This window comes from Clostridioides sp. ZZV15-6383, from assembly GCF_020657735.1.
Taxonomy (GTDB): domain Bacteria; phylum Bacillota; class Clostridia; order Peptostreptococcales; family Peptostreptococcaceae; genus Clostridioides; species Clostridioides difficile_D.
Genome location: NZ_JAGWCV010000029.1, coordinates 28,004 through 47,095, shown reverse-complemented (window position 1 = coordinate 47,095; position 19,092 = coordinate 28,004). Strand labels below are relative to the sequence as shown.

Here is a 19,092-nt window from a genome sequence, read left to right as displayed (position 1 = left end):
ATACATCTTTAATCCATTTCATATCTTGATTATTAGGAATATATTCATTATTTAACCATTTAGAAAAATCCATACCGCTTATAAATTCACCTTTACTCTCATAAACTTCTTTATTATGAGCAATATAGAAGTTATATATAAATCTACTAACACCAATCGTTTGATGTATTTTAAATTTTTGTTCAGTAGTAGGATTAATTTCTATTTTGTATGCTCTTTTCAACTTCTTCATCCTCTCTAATCTTTTTCTTGTATTTTCTTAATCCATATATGCGACAACTAAATATTTGTTATACCCAAATCGAACGAATCTATCTTTATGAGTTACAATAATCGTATTTACCTCATTAGTCATACAACTATCAATTAGTTTATTCCACTTTTTACGATTATAATTTAGTCCACTTCCATAATCTTCAATAACTTCATCTACTATTATTCCTTTAGCATTTGCATATTGTCTAAGAAACTCCACTTGATTTTTCAAATCATCTTTTTGATTAGAAGTTGAAACTCTTGTATAAATAACATTTTTTCTATTTACTTGTTCTTTATGTATTCCTTTATATTCTAAATATTGTTCATAAGTGTAATATCTTCTATCTGTTGGAGTTCTAAAAGCCTTTAATTTCCCTTCAACATCCCAACGTTGCAGAGTTCTGACTGAAATATTAATTAACTCTGCAAACTCTTTTGGTTTATAGTTATTGTTTTTCATATAATCACCTCTTGACTATATTTTACTATAAATAACTATATTTATCTATATTTTTATTAACTAAAGATGACCTCCTCGTAGGATTATAATATTTCTAATGCTTATCATATCATTAAACTGAAATTTGTCATATATACACATAATTTAGCTAAATCCATTTCCCTACAAAATATGTATCTTTTTAAATTTATTATATTCTTTTAAATTGAATTCTTTCATCTGAACATAAAGTTTCAAATCTGTATGCATCTGTCATCTTATAAAAACCAAAAAATATAAAACCATCACGAGAAGTAAATTCATATTGTATATTTTCAATTTTCAATGTATTTTCTATCTCGCTTATTTTTTCGCTATATATAATTTCTACCATATAATTTATCATTGTAGAATCCCTCCTATTAATATGAAAATATTCAAATATATAATAACATATTTAGATGATATAATAGTATCCAAATATAAAATAAATTTATTACATTATTGAATGAAGACTTAGAGTGAAGATATATAAAGTGAATATTGGTTATTATTGATGTTTTTATAAAAGAAATCATATATATTGGAATATTCTAGACAGGAATTATTTAATAATAAGAGAATACTATAAAAATTTGAGTATTATATAAAAAATAAGAAGCTATAAATGATGTAAGCATTATATATAGCTTCTTATTTTTTATTGCTTAAGATTACATACAAAAGTAATCACTATATTTTTTGTTTAAGTTTTAATACTTGTTTTACTATATTTGTTGAGTGGTCAGAAATTCTTTCTAAATTAGTAAGCAAGTCAAGATAAAGTACACCAGCATCAATTGTACAACTTCCATTGTTTAATCTAATCATATGTGAATTTCTAAAAGTTTTTTCTAAGTAATTTACTTCATTTTCTACTTCTAAAACTTTATTTGCTAACTCAAAATCTTTAACATCTAAAACTATTAAAGCATCCTTGAAATTAGTGACAGTTTTATTGTATATTTCATATATTTCTCTTATTGCACTATCAGAGAAAATAATATTCATTTCCTTAACACTCATGGCCAATTCAGCTATATTTTCTGCATGGTCAGAAACTCTTTCAATGTCATTTACAGTATTAAAAAGTAAATCTGTTCTAAAACGTTCATCATCTCTAAGAGGTTCTTTAGAAAGTTTCAATAAGTAGTTTAATATATCTTTCTGTAATTTATTGACAACTTTTTCTGACTCAAAAGCTTTATTAACATATTCAGTGTTCTTATTTAAAAATCCTGCAATTGAATGTTCTAAAGAGTTTGTAGCTTTATGCCCCATTCTTACAACTTCTTGTACAGTATTACCAAGTGCTATAGATGGAGTACTAAACATTCTTTCATCTAAGTACTTAGTATTATTTATTATTTCTGACTCAGTTTCTTTAATAGGTATAAGTTTATTTGCTAATTTAACTATGTACTTAGAAAATGGTAATAATATTATAACATTTGTAAGATTAAATAAAGTATGTGCGTTTGCTATCTGTCTAGCTGTATCAGTTGGGTCAAAATGAGCAACTATAGCTGATATAGGTTTATTTAAAACAAGCATAAATATTATCGTACCAATGACATTAAAACTTAAATGCATTACAGCTGCACGTCTAGCATTTCTACTTGCACCAACACTTGATAAAAGTGAAGTAACACAAGTACCTATATTATCTCCATAAAGGATAGGTAAAGCAGATGATAGAGGAAGTATTCCTTGAGAAGCTAATGCTATTAACATACCCATAGATGCACTTGAACTTTGGACAATACCAGTTATAGCAAATCCTGCTAATATACCTAAGATAGGATTTTTACTAAAATATAAAAGTGCATCAGTAAATGCTTTATATTCAGCAAGTGGAGCTACTGCATCTTTCATAAATTCCATCCCTGTAAATAAGATACCAAAACCTATAAGTATTTCAGATAAATGCTTTGTTTTTTGATTTGATGTAAATAAATAGAATATAATACCTACACCTAGAGCAATTGGTGCTATTCCTTCAAGATTAAATGAAACTAATTGAGCAGTAACTGTAGTACCTATATTTGCTCCCATTATTACACCGATAGCTTGACTTAGATTCATTATACCTGCATTTACAAATCCTACAACCATAACAGTAGTAGCGCTTGAACTTTGTATAATACCTGTAACAACTGTACCTACCAGTACCCCCATAACAACATTACTTGTTAAGAGTTCAATGATTTTTTTTAATTTGTTTCCTGCTGATTTTTGTAAACCTTCTCCCATTAAACTCATTCCATAAAGAAAAAGTCCAAGTCCACCGATAAGGCTAATTACTATATTCACGATTTTTCCTCCCTTAAGAAATTAATAAATTTTTTATCTAAATTATAAACTTTATTAACTAAAATTTATTGTTTCCATAATATAGAATAACAAATTTTGTCAATAAAAATATTAATGTTTTGTTAAGTATACGTTAAGAGAATGTTAAATCTTTAAGTTGTTGTTAATTTAAGAAAATTTATGATATATAGTAATTTAAATACTTGAACTTAGATTATTAGTATTTTATGTATAATTAATTTAACAAAAAATTAACTATAGTTGTAAAAACTATGTAAAAAAATAGAATCCTTTTTAGAATGATATTTTTTAGTTATAAATATTCTTATATTCAATTGGTGTAAGGTTGTTGAATTTTTTAAAGACCATGCTATAGTAATTTTGACTGTTGAATCCAACTAGTACGGCAACATCTAAAATAGATAAGTCTTTTTCTAATAGATATTTTTTGCTTTTTTCAACTCTAACTTTATTGAGAAAATTAGTAAAAGTGTATCCACTTTCTTTTTTAAATAGAGAACAAAAATAACTTTTATTAAGTTGCAGGTCATTGCATATATCACTTACTGTTATATCTTCTGAATAGTTTTTATGAATATAATCTATAGTTTTCTTTACATAAAAGCTAAGAGCTGGTCTATGTTTCATTTTATCATGACATATTTCTGATAAAAGATTGGATATATAATCTAAACAAGATAAGGGTTTAAGTGGTATATTGGCAAACTCTACATCACTATTGATGCATGATTTAAAAGGTCCTACAATGAAGTAACCGCTAGAAACATCAAACTTATGTATAGGCATAACTAAAAAATGTATATCATCACAAAAACTTAATATTATATAGGATAGATTTTTATTAGATATAAAATCTGTACTATTTATATTGTTAAATATATTTAAACCTGAAAAATATATTTCTAAAGTAGGGTTATATCCAATACTGCAAATCTCTTTTAAATCCTTACTAAATGCTTTTGTTGGAATATTACAACAGTCAAAAAAATCATTGATGATGAGTTCCATATCATCTTTAAAATCTTTCAAAAAATCACCTCATTTAAATTTATACAAATATTTTTATAAAAAAACAAATATAGTTAAGAATTAAAAAAATATATCAATTAAAATAGTTATTGCGAATGATAATTAATTTCGTTAAATAATATTATGATGTAAGAGAGGTAGAAAGTCAATGAAAAAAATAGCTATTTATGGGAAAGGAGGAATTGGAAAATCAACAACAACATCCAATTTATCAGCATCACTTTCTCATTTAGGATATAAGGTAATGCAGATAGGATGTGACCCAAAATCTGATTCCACAAAAAATTTGATGAAAGGTAAATTTATACCAACAGTTCTTGATGTAATGAAAGAAAAAAAGGAAGAACTAAAACTTGAAGATATAGTGTTTGAAGGTTATGGAGGAGTATTATGTATAGAAGCTGGAGGACCAACTCCGGGTGTAGGATGTGCAGGGAGGGGTATAATAGCAGCTTTTGAAAAATTAGAAGAATTAAAAGCATTTGAAATATATAACCCAGATGTAGTAATTTATGATGTTCTGGGAGATGTTGTTTGTGGAGGTTTTTCAATGCCAATAAGAAATGGATTTGCAAATGAAGTGTACATAGTAACTTCTGGAGAAATGATGTCAATGTATGCTGCAAGTAATATATCTTTAGCTGTAGAACAGTTTAAAAATAGAGGATATGCTTCTTTAAAAGGTCTTATATTAAATGCTAAAAACGTTGAAAATGAAATTGAACTAGTTGGAAAATTGGCTGATGAAATAAAAAGTGAGGTTTTTCATTATATACCAAGGAATAAAATTGTACAACAATCTGAGAATAATGGGAGAACTGTTATAGAAGAAGATAAAGACAATGAAATGTCAGAGGTATATATAGAGCTTGCAAATAAAATTATGCAAAATAGCTAAAAAATGTATGTTTAAAATTAAGTTTATTATGGAGGAAATTTTATGAAATTAAAAAAATTATGCTCAGTATTTTTACTTAGCGCATTAATATTAACAGGATGCTCAAAACCATCAGATAGTGAAGTTAAGGAGACAAATAATAACGTAAATATTGTTTCAGCTACAGTGGCAGCAACACAAGTATTAGATAGGTTGGATGCTACATTGGTAGGAATACCAACAACTAAATCTGATTTACCTGAAAAATATAAAAGTTTACCAGAAGTAGGACAGGCAATGAATCCAGATTTAGAGATTGTAGCATCTCTAAAACCAGATGTATTTATAGTTGATAGTATGTTTAAAGAAAATGTTGAAAAAAGCATGAAAGAATATAACTTAGATACTTTTTATTTTGAAACTGGTACATATACAAAATTCCTTAAAAGTATAGAAAATTTAGGGAAAAAAATAAATAAACAGAGTGAAGCAAAAAAACTTATAGATGAGTTACAGGGAGTAGAAAAATCTGTAGTAGAAAAATCGAAAAAACAAGTTAAAAAACCAAAAGTAGCAATCTTATTTGGTGGAGGAAATAATTTTATGCTAGCTACCAAAAGTTCATATCTTGGAGACTTAGTAAAAACAGTAGGTGCTGAAAATATAGCTGATAACCTAACAGATAATGTAGAGTCAGATTATATACAATTTAGTTTAGAACAAATTTTAAAAGAAAATCCAGATTATATACTTAGATTTGCACATGGAAATATTGAAGAGACTAAAAAAGCATTTGATGCTTCTTTTGATAAAAACCCTGTATGGGTTACATTAGATGCAGTAAAAAATGGGAAAGTTATAGATTTAGATTCAAGTATATTTAATGTATCTGCAAATATACATGTTAAAGATTCAATAAATAAATTGGGAGATATCTTGTATGGAGATAAATAAATTTTAGGTGAATAATATGGATAACAAAAAAATTTTATTAATAATTACAGGTATGATAACTGTAATTGTTTTACTAATTCTTTTTTCTACTATAGGCAGTGTAAACTTAAGCCTTAGAGAAATCTTTGATGCACTGATAAATGAAAACAATCCAATGGTTACTACGATTGTATATAAGATGAGATTACCTCGAAATATATTAGCAGCCTTGGTTGGAGCAAATTTGGCTGTTTCTGGTCTATTATTACAAGCTGTTATGAAAAATCCATTAGCAGACCCTGGGATAACAGGGATATCAACTGGTGCAAGTGTAGCTGCTATTATGATATTGCTTCTATTTCCACAATACACAAGTATACTACCAATAGTTGCTTTTATAGGAGGTCTTATATCTTGTGCAGTAGTATATCTAATGGCATATAAAAATGGTCTGAGACCAGAAAGAATTATATTAGCTGGAGTAGCTGTAAATACTATATTAGGTGGAGTAATATCGTATTTATCAACTATGTATAGTGAAAGAATTCAAAGTGCAATGTTGTGGTTAAATGGGAGTTTGGCAACAAAGACATGGTTAGATGTAAATATGCTGATATGGTATTCCATATTAGGTCTGATAGGAGCAATTTTCCTTATTAGAAGTGCAAATGTGCTACAATTGGGGGATGATGCAGCTACAAATCTAGGTTTCAATGTAAATAAAAGCAGATTTATAATATCATTAGTGGCAATATTTTTAGCTGGAGTTTCTACTTCTATAGTAGGTGTTATTAGTTTTGTAGGTCTAATCGTACCCCATATAACGCGTATGTTGCTTGGTAGTGACCATAAATATACAATTCCATTTAGTATAATACTAGGAAGCATAGTTTTATTAATTGCAGATACATTAGCTAGAACAATAGGGGGTTCAATAGAGATTCCAGTGGGTGTTATTATGTCCATAATAGGAGGTCCATTCTTCTTATATTTATTAAGAAAGAGAGGAAGTTATTAATGTTCAATGTAAAAAATATTAAGATAGGTTATGAAGATAAGATTATCATAGACAATCTGAGTGTAAGCATTAAAAAAAGTGAAGTAGTCTCTATATTAGGGCCAAATGGTTCAGGAAAGTCTACACTTCTTAAATCACTGTCTAGAATTCTGAAAATCAAACAAGGTGACATATACATTGGTAAAAAAAATATGAAAGTTATGAGTAATAAAGAGATTTCAAGACAAGTGGCATTATTAGCTCAACACAATGTATCTTTAAAAGATATAAAGGTAAAAGACTTAATATATTATGGGAGAATACCACATAAAGGTTTTTTTGAAGGTAAAAATAAGGATGATGATGAGATAGTGAATTGGGCAATGAGAAATACGGGTCTTGAAACGTATAAAGATAAGTTGGTGAGTAATTTATCTGGAGGTGAAAGGCAAAGAGTATGGTTAGCAATGGCTCTTTGCCAAAAACCAGATATACTTTTATTAGATGAACCAACAACATATTTAGATATATCACATCAATTAGAGCTTATGGAGCTTGTAAGAGATATAAATAAAAAATTTAAAATGACTGTAATTATGGTTTTACATGATATAAATCAAGCTAGTAAATACAGTGATAGGCTTATCATTATGAATAATGGTTCTATAGTAGCAGATGGACATCCCAATAATGTAATAAGTGAAAAGATGATAAAAGAAGTCTATAAAGTGAAATGTGATATAGATATAGACCCAATTAGTAAAAAGCCTAGGATTCATCCAATAATGCTATGTAGAAGAACTAGTAGTATATGAAAATGTAATATTATAAATAATTAAAAAGCAAAAGTTATCATCTATGTAAATTTATAAGTTTGAATTTACATGGATAATAAGATTAGAAAGGAAAACATATGTATACTTTAGATGTATTAAATAGATTAAAAGATATAGATTGTGACAAAGATATAAAGTCTCTATCATATGCTGTATTCCCAGGAACACATTGTCCATTGTTTGGAGTTGTATTGACTGCGTCGTATATAAAGAATATGGCTCTTGTAATAGTAGGAACGAATGAATGTACTTATTATAGTAAAAATTTTGCATATCATAGACAAGTTGGTAAGGATAGTGTTTATTCAGTGGTACTAAAAGATAAGGATATAGTTTTTGGTGCAGAAAAAAAAGTAGTAGAAGCTGTAAAATATATTTCAGAAATTGACGAATTTGACGCAATAATGATAGTAACTACATGTGTACCAGAATTGATAGGTGAAGATTATAATGCTTTATCTAGTGAATTGGAAGATATGCTTGGAATACCTGTTTTGACAGTTAATACAGAGCATTATACTTGTAATTCTCATATACTTGGGATGACTAGAGCTTTAAAGAGTCTATCATCAGTTATGGAAAGTTATAAAAATAAAGAAGGAGTTAATATATTAGGTCATAGGCAAGAAAATGTAGAGGATACAGAGCTTGTAAAATTGCTCATAAAAAAAGATATAAAAATAAATTGTGTAATCCCGTCTAAATGTACTATAAAAAACATTAAAAATGCATCTAGTGCTAAATTAAACATAGTGACAGATATGATAGCTTTAGATTTAGCTGAAGATATGAAAAATAAGTTTGGCATAGAATACATATATTTTGATAAAAACATGAACGAGTCAATTATAATAGAAAATTATAATAAACTTTGTAAAATTTTAGACATAGATGTACAAGATGAATTATCAAAGCAAAGACAGAGATACAATTCATTATTGAGTGATTGTAGGTATCTGTTGGAGGGTAAAAAATTGATTTATGGCAATACACCAATGATGGCATTTGAAACAGTTGATTTTTTAACTGAATTAGGACTGGTTCCAGAATTTATCCAAGTGAGAGAACTTTATGAACAAGATAGTTTATTTAAAGATAATATAATAAAAAAAGGATATAATCCATATGTAAGTAGAATTGCAAATATAGCTCCACTTAGAAGTTTGTATGAAAATATAAATGCAGATATTTATATAGGACATGAAAATCCAATGTTATTGAGAGAGAAAGGGCTTATGCAAATAACATTAGATGAACATGCACAAAAAATAGGTTTTGAACTTCCAATAGGAATAATGAAAACATTAATTAAATTATTTGATGCAGAGAAATCTACAAGAAAGGAAGTGATTTAATATGGAAATATATAAATATTTTCCAAATCCTTCTGACAGAATGGGAATAATATTTACAGTATCATCAATAAGTGAAGCCTGTGTTATAGAATTTGGACCATCAGGTACAACTCATTATGCTATAGAAGCAATTGGAAGTTTAAATGGAGAAGATAAGGCTAAAATTTATTCAACACATATGAGTGAAAGTGATGTTACTTTTGGAAATTATGATAGATTGGAGAAGGCTATAATTGAAATAGATAATAATATTAAACCAAAGTATATTTTTGTAATGGCTTCATCTGTATCTTCAATTATAGGAACAGATATAATTGGGATATGCAATATTTTAAGAGAATCTGTAAATTGTAGACTAATTCCAATTACAACAGGTGGGTTGAGAGATGATTACAACCAAGGTGTAGAAGAGTTCCTTTATATATTGGCAAAGGAGGTAGTCAAAGAAAGTAGTGAAAAATTTGATAGTTTTAATATAGTTGGGTGTACTATAGACCAGTTTAATTTTTTAGCAGATTGCGAAGAAATTAAAAGAATGATGAAAGATTTTTTTAAAAAAGAAGTAAATGTAACCTTTACATCGTATACATCAATAGATGAGATAGAAACTGCATCTAAATCAAGCTTAAATATAGTACTTAGAAAAGAAGGTATAAAAGCAGCTATTTTTATGAAAGAGAAGTATAATATACCTTATGTATATAAGAAACCTTATGGAATAAAAAATACTGAAGAATTTATAAATGAAATACAAAAAGTAACTACATGGGATTTAGATAAAAATGCTTATGAGACTGAAATATCTAATATAAAAAAGTATCTATTTAATATAAAAAGAAAGTTTTACTTTTATGAAGGAAGTAAAAAATGTGCTGTATTTGGAGATTATGATACTGCATTAGGCTTTAGAGACTTATTAGAGGAACTAGGTCTTGAAGTTGATAGAGTTAATATATTACATAATGCAGATTGTAATGGCAAATCTGTGTATATTGGGAACGATGAGCTGGATAGAAGCAAATATTTAAAAGAAAATGAGTTATTAGCACTATTTGGAGATGGTGCTAGTATAGATATGACACACAATTCAAAGTTGGATATGCAAATAAGTAATCCAAACCTAAAAAGTGTAAATATATATCCATATACTCCTTTTGTAGGATTAAGAGGAACTCTTTATGTAATCGAAAAAATACTAAATATATAAATACTATATAAAAAATATTACTAAATACATAGATAATATAAAAAATATTTATTAAAAAATCAATGCATTTTGTTAAAATAATTTATGAGTTATGTTAGAAACTGTAATATATTGGATATAATATAATAAAAAGATAAATTTTGATATTAAAAGGATATACAGTTTATCTTAATTATAGGGGAAGTGGGGATATGTTATGGAAAGATTAATGGAGCTCATAGAAAGAAAATTTTTAAAGGATGTAGAACTTTTAGAGTTGGAAGACATAGAAAATGTAATAGAATGTAAAATGACTAAGCCATACAATGCTCATTATAATGAATACTTAGTAAAAGTAAAGAATGAAGACATGATAGAAGAATATTTTGTGTATTTAAAACATAGATAAGCATAAAAGGGGTTTGTATTTATTTGTATTATTGTAAAATAAATACAAGCCTCTTTTTTTAATAAATATAAAATCACAAAATTTTTATTTATTTAATTTTTTCAACAACATTAGTCAATATTGAATCTAAATCATCACTAATTTCTGTAACTCCATTATGAGTAATATCTATAATTTCTTTAGTCATAGGAAGCTCTCCTAAAAGCTCTAAGTCCAAATCATTTAAAAACTTTTCAGTAGACTCTCCTTCAAATAACTTGATTTTTTTAGAACAATCAGGACATTGGATATAGCTCATATTTTCAATAACTCCAAGAACATTTATGTTCATTTTTTTAGCCATATTAACAGCTTTTGATACAATCATAGATACCAAATCTTGAGGTACTGAAACCATAACTATTCCACTTATAGGTATAGACTGCATAACTGTTAGGGCAACATCACCAGTACCAGGAGGCATGTCTATTAATAAATAGTCTAATTCTTCCCAAAGTACATCAGTATAAAATTGCTTTACAACTCCTCCAAGTAAAGGTCCTCTCCAAACAACAGGTTCATTTTCATCATCTATCATAAGGTTTATAGACATTACTTTTATGTTATTTGAGTTTTCTACAGGGTAAATATAAGAGCCATCAGAATAAGCTTTTACATTTTTTACACCCATAAGTCTAGGAATACTTGGTCCAGTTATATCTGAATCTAATATACCAACCTTATATCCCATTTTGTTTAGTTTATTAGCAAGTAAAGCAGTTACAGTTGATTTTCCAACTCCACCTTTCCCACTCATAACACCAATTATTTTTCCAAATTTATTGTTAGGGTTGTTTTCAATAGAACAATTTGATTGACTATTACAATTTCCCTTTGATGGACATGAATTACAATCTGCCATATCTATTACCTCCAAACTTTAATATTTATTAGATTATTTGTAACTTACATATACTATTTTAGTACAATTGAACTATAAAGTCATTATTTAAAAATAACTTAGAAAAATTTCTTTGATTTATTCATAGTTTATAATAAAAAAGAAGGTAATAAAAAAATTATAACCTTCTTGAAAAAGTGATTATTTCAATTGACCTATGGACCTTAATCATATAAACACATAGAAAATATTTCAATATACTATACATAACTGGTTATTTTATAAGTATAACTGTGAATTAGATTTATATTTTATAGAAATTTGCTAAAAAAAGAATTAAAAATTGTAAAGAAAAAAGATATAATTAGAAATGTAGTAATAAATGTTTTATTATAGATAATAGAGTTTAAGTATTTTAAATAATATTTGGAGGAACATAGATGGAATTAAGACCAAGAAGTGCAAAATTAGAAGAATTCGATAAAGTAATAGAATTAATAAACTATGTATTTAGGATATCAAGAAATCATAAACCAACTATGATGGAGGAATTTCCTATTTTATTGAATAAAAATAATATAGAAAATATGATTATAATATCGGAAGATGATAAAGTAGTTTCTGATGTAAATTATCTAATTCAAGATGTATCTATTCAAGGAAATAGGCTAAAAGTTGCGGCCATAGGTGGGGTATGTACTCATCCAGATTATGAAAAAAAGGGCTATTCATCTAAGATACTGGATAAAGTAGAAGAAAAAATGTTTTATGATGGTGTAGATATTGTAATCATTTCAGGAACAAGAAGTTTATATAGTAGAAGAAATTGCAGTTTGATAAAGAGTTTCTATAAATATACAATAAAACCTGATGATGTGAAAATACCATATGAAATAGTTGAATTTGATGAAACTAATTTTGAAAAAGATGATGATTTAGATAAAATGATTGAATTATATAATCAAAATAGTACTAGATTTATAAGAACAAGAGATGAGTTCCAAAAATTATTGCATGCAGCAACTATTGCTTGGGGACCAATTGCTTACAAGAAGGTATTTATAAAGGAAAATAATAATATAATAGGATATTTGATAATAAGAACAATAAAAAAAGAAGACTCTATTGTAGGAGAAGTTGCTGAAATAGGATTAAATTCTGTAAATGTTGAAAATATATTGAAATATGTTGCAAATAAATTTGGATTAGAATATTTAGATTATAAAGTACATGTGAAAAATCTTAAAGATCAGTTGAAATCTAATGGAGTAAAATCTTTGGATTACCAACAAGGAACGATGAAAATAATAAACTTTATTAAATTATGTGATAGTTTAAGAAGTTATTTTAATCAATATGTAGATTCTGAATTATTAAAATACATGGAATTTAAACAAATTGAAAATAAATATATTATTAAATACAAAGAAGAAGAACTTGTAATAGAAAGTTTGGATAAGCTTAATAAACTATTTTTTGAAAAAAATGAAGAACAGTACAATGAATTTAAACATTTAAAAAATATATATGAATTTGCTACAAAGGCATTTCCTGTAGATTTTCCATGGACTGCGAATTTAAATTATCAATAATTGTTGTACTTTTAGACTGTATTAAGTAAATGTGAATTAATACCTAAAGTTAGCTCTTATTAAATAACAGAAATTATTGTATATTAAAAAAGAAATTTTGTAAGGAATTAGAAGGGATGAGTATTATATGGACATACTTGATAATATAGCAGAATGTATATTAAATATGGGTGTAGATAATATAGAAAATTTAGTAAAAATTGCTATAAATAAAAATATTGATGTGGAAGATATTTATGAATATGGTTTAAATAAAGGTATGATAGGAGCTTTAGATAAATTTGAGAATAAAGAATACTATCTTTCAGAAGTTATAGTATGTACAGATGCATTAAATAAAGGTATTAATCTTTTGAAAAAAACTGGAAAAGTAAAGCAAAAATCAAAGGGAGTAATTCTAATGTCTGTAGTAGAAGGAGATACTCATGAGATAGGAAAAAATATTGTAAAAGTAATGGTAGAAGCTACTGGATATAAAGTTATTGACTTAGGTGTAAATAGAAAAAGTAAAGATATAATAGAAGAAGCTATAAAAAACAATGTAGATATAATAGGCTTATCTTCAATGATGACAACTACGATGGAAGTGCGACACGTTGTTAGTTGAAAAGACTAACCATTAACGAATCAAAGGAGGATTTGGGGATGAAATATGCCTCATTAAAGGTTTACGTTAATGAACTGATAATTCGATTAGTCAAATGATAGAGTAACGTCTTGAAGGGCTAATGCTGATACTCCGATTAGCGTCTGTAAGTCAAAGTACAGGGGTTAAAAGCTCGGTGAAGACGGCAGAGATTATGTCCTAAGGCTCTATAGGATTCGCTATGTCGTGTGACTAGGTTCTACAGGTCTGAACCTTACTTAAAGAATATATAGAGAAACAGGAAATGGGGCTAGAGGTAGTCAAGCATAAATATATGCCGGGCATCTATAAAATAAATATGGTTAGAATAGTGTGTAAGAAGCACTGACGAATATCCGAATGTACGGTACTAAACGTAGAATTCATAGAAATGTGAATGACCCCAAAGGGGTAGTCTTAGAGGTAAAGTAAGAATTTCCGTTATGAAATACCTTATATTGTTATAGGCAATATTGTTAAGACAGTACTATAGGATAGACCTAAGTTTATATGTAAAGATAGAATTATCGGAACGTGGAAAGTTGGTAATGTGGAGGTTTTTGACAACCTATGAAACATTTTTAGGGAAAAGTTGTAATATAAATAGATTTGATATAGAAAACCATCCTAATATGTAAAATTCAGACAAAAAAAAATCATAGACCGATTTAATGGTCTATGATATAATGTAAATGATAAATATTAGGATGATGATGTATGCTGAACTATACAGTAATGTATAGAAATATGGATAAAAAGCCATATGATAACACAATTTGAATTTCCAAAACGACCTAATGAGTAGTGGTAAAATTACGAATGAAGGACAAGGAGTTGGTAGAATGCTTAGTAGAGTTATGGACACACATACTGTACAATTAGGAAATTACGAACCAACCCAACCTTTCACTGAAACGTTAACGAAAATTTTTGGTCAGGATAAAATATTATTGTCCCATCATTAAGTAATTAATGAATGAAAATCGGGTTAACTCAAAGAAACTCCAATCTCAAAATTGGACAACATTGAGCCAAGTTAAATATAGTTATCACTAAAATATATTTAAAAGGTGCAACGCATAGGTAATGAGATAGATAACAATCAATAAATTGCCCACGAAATCCCGACATCCTAATATTTACTCTATATTAAATTTCAGTCATATAATAAATCTATAAATAACCAAATCTAATTTAATATTATGTTTGTAATATAATAAATTAATACGGAAAATATTCTATATTTCGGTTTAAATTTAATAAACATAAAACAATATAACCTAAATTCATACCAATGAGAGTAGAGCCACAGTACCTAAGAAACCATGATAATAAGTGGTGGAGGGATAGGCTCAAGTCAACTATTCAAAAATATCAAATTAATTTAAATTCATTAGGGTTCAACGTAAGACTAAGAAAGATTATATTCCTTACAAATATATATAAAGGAGATAATCGACCTAATCAATGTATAATACAGATACGAAAGCTATAATTAATAAGGATTTAAAACCTTTAAAGAAAGATACACTAAGATATAATGAGTATTACAATATGCAACACATATTCGATAACTTGTATAAGCAAAGTAAGGCAGGAAGCAAATTCAAAAATCTATACAATATTATTTGCAGTGATGAAAATATTCTACTAGCGTTTAGAAATATTAAAACTAATGCAGGAAGCAGAACACCAGGGACTAATAGACATAATATTAAATACTGGAAGGAAAAACCTACTGAGGAATATCTTCAATATATAAAGAGAAGACTAGAAAACTACAGACCCCAAAAAGTCCGTAGAGTTGAAATTCCAAAAGCTAATGGGAAAATGAGACCTCTAGGAATACCTTGTATAGAAGATAGACTCATTCAACAATGTATCAAGCAAGTTCTAGAACCAATATGTGAAGCAAAGTTTCATCCACATAGTTATGGTTTTAGACCTAATAGAAGCACAGAACATGCAATAGCTTACACTAACAAAAATATAAATTTAGACCATTTATATTATGTAATAGATATAGACATAAAAGGTTTCTTTGATAATGTCAACCACAGTAAGTTGTTAAAACAAATGTGGTCAATAGGAATAAGAGATAAAAAGGTTATAAGCATTATCAGTGCAATGCTAAAAGCAGAAGTTGAAGGAATAGGTATACCAACTAAAGGAGTACCTCAAGGTGGGATATTATCTCCATTATTATCAAATATTGTTCTTAATGAATTAGATTGGTGGATTAGTAACCAATGGCAAACATATGAATCAAAACAACATAAGTATTCAACGTTAAGTAATCAATACCGAGCATTAAGAAGAACTAACCTAAAAGAAATGTATATAGTAAGATATGCTGATGACTTCAAAATCTTATGTAAAAATTTCAATCATGCAAACAGAACTTTTACAGCAACCAATAATTGGTTAAAAGAAAGATTAGGACTTGAAATAAGTGAGGAAAAATCCAAGATAACAGATGTTAGACGTTCAAACTCGGAATTTCTAGGGTTTAACATAAGGGCTATTAAGAAAAACAATAAATATGTTGTTTATACAAGTATGACAGATAAAGCAAAATCACAGGTTATTAGTAATATAAAGAATCAATTAATAATACTAAAACAATATCCAACTAACAAAAATGTATATTTGTTGAATAAAATTATTGCTGGTTCTCATAATTACTACAAAATAGCTAGTGATGTATATAGAGATTTTGATAGAATAAGATATAGTCTTTCTTTTAGTTTTAAAAATCGCTTGAATCAACTTAAATCTAAAACAGGTATAAAGTCTTATGAATATATAAATAAATATGGAGATTACAAAGGTAAAGAACTCTTTGTATTAAAACAAGCAGTCTATCCATTAACAGGAATTAAAACCTTTCCCCCTTACATGTTTAAGCAATCTATAACGAACTACACAGCAGAGGGACGGAATTTTATACATGCTAAACTAGGTTACATAGATAGAAATTTAATGGCATACTTAACACACAACCCTGTATCTAACAGAAGTGTTGAATATAATGATAACCGATTATCAAGGTACTCATCACAATTAGGATTGTGTCAAATAAGTGGATTTCCACTAGATGAAAATATGGAAGTTCACCATGTTGTACCTTTAAATCTAGGTGGTAATGATAATTATAAAAACTTAATTCTTGTAACACCTTATATACATAAACTTATACATGCAATAAAACCAGAAACAATACAATTTTATTTAGAAAAATTAGGTTTAATGAATCAAGAGATTAAGAAAGTGAATAAATATCGTAAAATAATTGGAAATGAATTAATTTGAGTGATGAAAAATTGATGGAACGCCGTATGAAATGAAAGTTTCACGTACGGTGTGGAGCAGGGGAAAAGACGGAGATAGCATCAAACTCTTACCTATTGCTATAATATGAAATCAGTTATAGATGAGCTTAATAGGATTAAGATAGATAAAAGACCAAAAGTAATAATTGGTGGAGGTCCTGTAAGTATGGAGTTTGCAGAAGAAATAGGAGCAGATGGATACAGTTCAAATGCTCCAAAAGCAGTTAAATTAATAGACAAACTTGTAGGAGGTGAAGTTTAAATGTTTTCAGATATGACTTTACTTCAATATATAAATAGTGAAGATAGAGGTTTTTTCCTGCCTGATATGGGCACAAATGGATTATTTTTAATAAATAAAAAGGCATATGAAGTGTATGATAGTGTAGATATACAATTAGAATTAGCAAAAACTATGGACGAGTATTTTGAATCAGACTTTATATACTCATTCTGTGATGGGATTACATTTTGTGAAACTCTGGGTTTAGAGACATTGAGACCAGATTATGATTTCCCAAGTGTATTAACTCATACTATAACTGACAGGGAAAAATTAAGAAAATTAGATGTTCCAGACCCTTATACCAGTGGACGTATGCCACTCAATATAGAAAGCTTATCACTTATATCAAAAAGTATAAAAAAACCACTATATGAATCTATACAAGGTCCATTTACACTTGCAGGTCAATTAGCTGGAGCCACACAACTTTTGAGGTGTATAATAACTGATAAAAAATTTGTGGAGGAGTTATTAGAATTTACAACTGAATTGGTAAGAAGATATGCTGTAGCTGCAAATAAAGCAGGAGCAAAATATATTTCAATAGCAGAACCAACATCAGTAACCTTAAGTAAAGATAGATTTGATGAATATATAGTAAAAAATTTAAATAAAATCTATGACGAACTTGATTGTTGGAAAGGTATGCATATATGTGGAGATACCAGAGAATTATTAGATAATATGTTAAATTGTAATATAGATGCAGTAAGTTTAGACCAAATTTTAGATTATGAAGAAATTGCACCAATGATTCCTAGAGATATAGTGTTGATTGGTAACTTAGACCCAATAAAACTTCTTGGACGCTCTAACCCAGATAAAATTAGAAGAGAGACGCTAAAGCTATTAAAGAAGATGAGAGGATATGACAATTTCTTATGTGACTTTGGATGTAACTGTTTAAATACTACTCCAGTAGAAAATTTACAAGCAGCTATAAAAGCAGGAAGAATTAGTTATAAAGAACTAGATAGGATTGATATTAATGAATTGTAATAGTAATGAAAATAAATCTTTTTTAGAATCTGTAAATTTAGAAGATATTTTTATAGACAAGAATATTGTGTTAAAGTTTTTGGGGTATGGAAATAGAAAAGCTCCAGATACAATTAGTGAAACAGTTGAAAGAGAAATAAAAAATATAACTGATATTTTAGATATCAAGGTATATATAAGTGAGGTTGATGTTGATAAAATGCCTAAAGAGTGTAAAAAAGCATTTGCTATATTATACACAATAGGAGATAAAATTGACATCAAGATGAATGATTATATGGAAAATTGCAATATGATGGCAGGATTAGCTTTGGACAAAATAGGCGTAGTATGTTTAGACTGTATTAATGAGAAAATAAAAATGTGCTTGAAAGAAAAATATAGTAATCTCAACATATCATATGAAATATATCCAGGAGATAAAGATTTTGAAGTAGAGAAACAAAAGGATATTTACAACTATATAAAAAATAAATATAAAAGTGTAGAAATAGAAATCAATGATTATCATCAACTATCACCCATAAAGAGCGTTGCAATGCTTGTTTTAATGGGGGACGAAGAAAATTTAGAATCAAGATGCAATAAATGTCCTAAAAAATGTTTTTAGCTAGTTTTTACGATTAAAATTTGTTTTGTGTGTCAATTGCAATAATTTTTTTAGTTCTGATATTTATAAACTAAAA

18 protein-coding genes and 2 pseudogenes are annotated in these 19,092 nt (G+C 27.6%); 13 read left to right on the top strand and 7 right to left on the bottom strand.

Going from position 1 to position 19,092, the window contains the following annotated elements; all coding sequences use genetic code 11:
• From KGF42_RS11830 to KGF42_RS11810, 6 genes and pseudogenes are all read right to left on the bottom strand, one after another.
• The coding region (locus tag KGF42_RS11830) for a helix-turn-helix domain-containing protein (protein ID WP_413927017.1) at positions 1 to 232 on the bottom strand (232 nt) is incomplete at its 3' end.
• A pseudogene (locus KGF42_RS20495) lies at positions 195 to 287 on the bottom strand (IS607 family transposase); the annotation flags it as partial. The pseudogene KGF42_RS20495 and the gene KGF42_RS11830, both read right to left, overlap by 38 nt.
• An 8-nt stretch (positions 288 to 295) precedes the next feature.
• Positions 296 to 718 (bottom strand): annotated as a pseudogene (locus KGF42_RS11825) (IS607 family transposase); the annotation flags it as partial.
• Positions 719 to 908: 190 nt separating this feature from the next.
• Entirely contained in the window at positions 909 to 1,103 is a 195-nt protein-coding gene (locus KGF42_RS11820; RefSeq protein WP_227826386.1) for a peptide ABC transporter substrate-binding protein, read from the bottom strand.
• Between the two features lie 326 nt (positions 1,104 to 1,429).
• Positions 1,430 to 3,049 (bottom strand): Na/Pi cotransporter family protein, encoded by a 1,620-nt coding sequence (locus KGF42_RS11815; RefSeq protein WP_227826385.1) that lies wholly within the window; start codon positions 3,047 to 3,049, stop codon positions 1,430 to 1,432.
• Between the two features lie 309 nt (positions 3,050 to 3,358).
• On the bottom strand, positions 3,359 to 4,099 hold the full coding sequence (locus KGF42_RS11810; RefSeq protein ID WP_227822569.1) for a helix-turn-helix domain-containing protein: 741 nt from the start codon (positions 4,097 to 4,099) through the stop codon (positions 3,359 to 3,361).
• 148 nt (positions 4,100 to 4,247) lie between these two features.
• On the opposite strand from KGF42_RS11810, the gene KGF42_RS11805 reads away from it, so the two are divergent.
• The 7 genes from KGF42_RS11805 (at position 4,248) to KGF42_RS11775 (ending at position 10,692) form a co-directional block, all read left to right on the top strand.
• Positions 4,248 to 4,997: an AAA family ATPase gene (locus KGF42_RS11805; protein ID WP_054273721.1), complete on the top strand. Its 750-nt coding sequence runs from the start codon at positions 4,248 to 4,250 to the stop codon at positions 4,995 to 4,997.
• A 42-nt stretch (positions 4,998 to 5,039) separates the two neighbouring features.
• Positions 5,040 to 5,930 carry an ABC transporter substrate-binding protein gene (locus KGF42_RS11800; RefSeq protein ID WP_227826384.1) on the top strand — a complete coding sequence of 297 codons (891 nt, stop codon included), beginning with the start codon at positions 5,040 to 5,042 and terminating at the stop codon, positions 5,928 to 5,930.
• 16 nt (positions 5,931 to 5,946) lie between these two features.
• On the top strand, positions 5,947 to 6,927 hold the full coding sequence (locus KGF42_RS11795) for an iron ABC transporter permease (protein ID WP_227826383.1): 981 nt from the start codon (positions 5,947 to 5,949) through the stop codon (positions 6,925 to 6,927).
• Positions 6,927 to 7,721, top strand: coding sequence for an ABC transporter ATP-binding protein (locus KGF42_RS11790; RefSeq protein ID WP_227822567.1), 795 nt, complete (start codon positions 6,927 to 6,929; stop codon positions 7,719 to 7,721). The genes KGF42_RS11795 and KGF42_RS11790 overlap by 1 nt, the downstream gene beginning before the upstream one ends.
• 98 nt (positions 7,722 to 7,819) lie before the next feature.
• Positions 7,820 to 9,097: a nitrogenase component 1 gene (locus KGF42_RS11785; protein ID WP_227826382.1), complete on the top strand. Its 1,278-nt coding sequence runs from the start codon at positions 7,820 to 7,822 to the stop codon at positions 9,095 to 9,097.
• A 1-nt stretch (position 9,098) separates the two neighbouring features.
• Positions 9,099 to 10,304: a nitrogenase component 1 gene (locus KGF42_RS11780; protein ID WP_227826381.1), complete on the top strand. Its 1,206-nt coding sequence runs from the start codon at positions 9,099 to 9,101 to the stop codon at positions 10,302 to 10,304.
• A 196-nt stretch (positions 10,305 to 10,500) separates the two neighbouring features.
• Entirely contained in the window at positions 10,501 to 10,692 is a 192-nt protein-coding gene (locus tag KGF42_RS11775; protein ID WP_054273727.1) for a hypothetical protein, read from the top strand.
• Between the two features lie 88 nt (positions 10,693 to 10,780).
• Here KGF42_RS11775 and KGF42_RS11770 read toward each other — a convergent pair whose 3' ends face one another.
• A complete protein-coding gene (locus tag KGF42_RS11770) occupies positions 10,781 to 11,593 on the bottom strand; it encodes an Mrp/NBP35 family ATP-binding protein (RefSeq protein ID WP_054273728.1) in 813 nt (270 codons plus the stop codon).
• Positions 11,594 to 12,012: 419 nt separating this feature from the next.
• Between KGF42_RS11770 and KGF42_RS11765 the strand changes: the two genes are divergently transcribed.
• From KGF42_RS11765 to KGF42_RS11740, 6 genes are all read left to right on the top strand, one after another.
• Complete coding sequence (locus KGF42_RS11765; RefSeq protein ID WP_227826380.1) at positions 12,013 to 13,164, top strand: GNAT family N-acetyltransferase; 1,152 nt, start codon at positions 12,013 to 12,015, stop codon at positions 13,162 to 13,164.
• Positions 13,165 to 13,291: 127 nt separating this feature from the next.
• Positions 13,292 to 13,771 (top strand): cobalamin-dependent protein, encoded by a 480-nt coding sequence (locus tag KGF42_RS11760; RefSeq protein WP_227822562.1) that lies wholly within the window; start codon positions 13,292 to 13,294, stop codon positions 13,769 to 13,771.
• Between the two features lie 1,485 nt (positions 13,772 to 15,256).
• On the top strand, positions 15,257 to 17,101 hold the full coding sequence (ltrA, locus tag KGF42_RS11755) for a group II intron reverse transcriptase/maturase (RefSeq protein WP_227826379.1): 1,845 nt from the start codon (positions 15,257 to 15,259) through the stop codon (positions 17,099 to 17,101).
• Positions 17,102 to 17,206: 105 nt separating this feature from the next.
• Entirely contained in the window at positions 17,207 to 17,383 is a 177-nt protein-coding gene (locus tag KGF42_RS11750) for a hypothetical protein (protein WP_227822559.1), read from the top strand.
• A complete protein-coding gene (locus KGF42_RS11745) occupies positions 17,384 to 18,406 on the top strand; it encodes a uroporphyrinogen decarboxylase family protein (RefSeq protein ID WP_054273731.1) in 1,023 nt (340 codons plus the stop codon). It begins immediately after the preceding gene.
• Positions 18,396 to 19,016 carry a hypothetical protein gene (locus tag KGF42_RS11740; RefSeq protein ID WP_227822557.1) on the top strand — a complete coding sequence of 207 codons (621 nt, stop codon included), beginning with the start codon at positions 18,396 to 18,398 and terminating at the stop codon, positions 19,014 to 19,016. Before KGF42_RS11745 ends, KGF42_RS11740 begins: the two co-directional genes overlap by 11 nt.
• Positions 19,017 to 19,092 lie beyond the last annotated feature (76 nt).

What these genes read in the sequence shown, in the direction of transcription:
- KGF42_RS11820 (WP_227826386.1), bottom strand. Translation starts at nt 1,103, where the DNA reads ATGATAAATTATATGGTAGAAATTATATATAGCGAAAAAATAAGCGAG.
- KGF42_RS11805 (WP_054273721.1), top strand. Translation starts at nt 4,248, where the DNA reads ATGAAAAAAATAGCTATTTATGGGAAAGGAGGAATTGGAAAATCAACA.
- KGF42_RS11800 (WP_227826384.1), top strand. Translation starts at nt 5,040, where the DNA reads ATGAAATTAAAAAAATTATGCTCAGTATTTTTACTTAGCGCATTAATA.
- KGF42_RS11795 (WP_227826383.1), top strand. Translation starts at nt 5,947, where the DNA reads ATGGATAACAAAAAAATTTTATTAATAATTACAGGTATGATAACTGTA.
- KGF42_RS11790 (WP_227822567.1), top strand. Translation starts at nt 6,927, where the DNA reads ATGTTCAATGTAAAAAATATTAAGATAGGTTATGAAGATAAGATTATC.
- KGF42_RS11785 (WP_227826382.1), top strand. Translation starts at nt 7,820, where the DNA reads ATGTATACTTTAGATGTATTAAATAGATTAAAAGATATAGATTGTGAC.
- KGF42_RS11780 (WP_227826381.1), top strand. Translation starts at nt 9,099, where the DNA reads ATGGAAATATATAAATATTTTCCAAATCCTTCTGACAGAATGGGAATA.
- KGF42_RS11775 (WP_054273727.1), top strand. Translation starts at nt 10,501, where the DNA reads ATGGAAAGATTAATGGAGCTCATAGAAAGAAAATTTTTAAAGGATGTA.
- KGF42_RS11770 (WP_054273728.1), bottom strand. Translation starts at nt 11,593, where the DNA reads ATGGCAGATTGTAATTCATGTCCATCAAAGGGAAATTGTAATAGTCAA.
- KGF42_RS11765 (WP_227826380.1), top strand. Translation starts at nt 12,013, where the DNA reads ATGGAATTAAGACCAAGAAGTGCAAAATTAGAAGAATTCGATAAAGTA.
- KGF42_RS11760 (WP_227822562.1), top strand. Translation starts at nt 13,292, where the DNA reads ATGGACATACTTGATAATATAGCAGAATGTATATTAAATATGGGTGTA.
- ltrA (WP_227826379.1), top strand. Translation starts at nt 15,257, where the DNA reads ATGTATAATACAGATACGAAAGCTATAATTAATAAGGATTTAAAACCT.
- KGF42_RS11750 (WP_227822559.1), top strand. Translation starts at nt 17,207, where the DNA reads ATGAAATCAGTTATAGATGAGCTTAATAGGATTAAGATAGATAAAAGA.
- KGF42_RS11745 (WP_054273731.1), top strand. Translation starts at nt 17,384, where the DNA reads ATGTTTTCAGATATGACTTTACTTCAATATATAAATAGTGAAGATAGA.
- KGF42_RS11740 (WP_227822557.1), top strand. Translation starts at nt 18,396, where the DNA reads ATGAATTGTAATAGTAATGAAAATAAATCTTTTTTAGAATCTGTAAAT.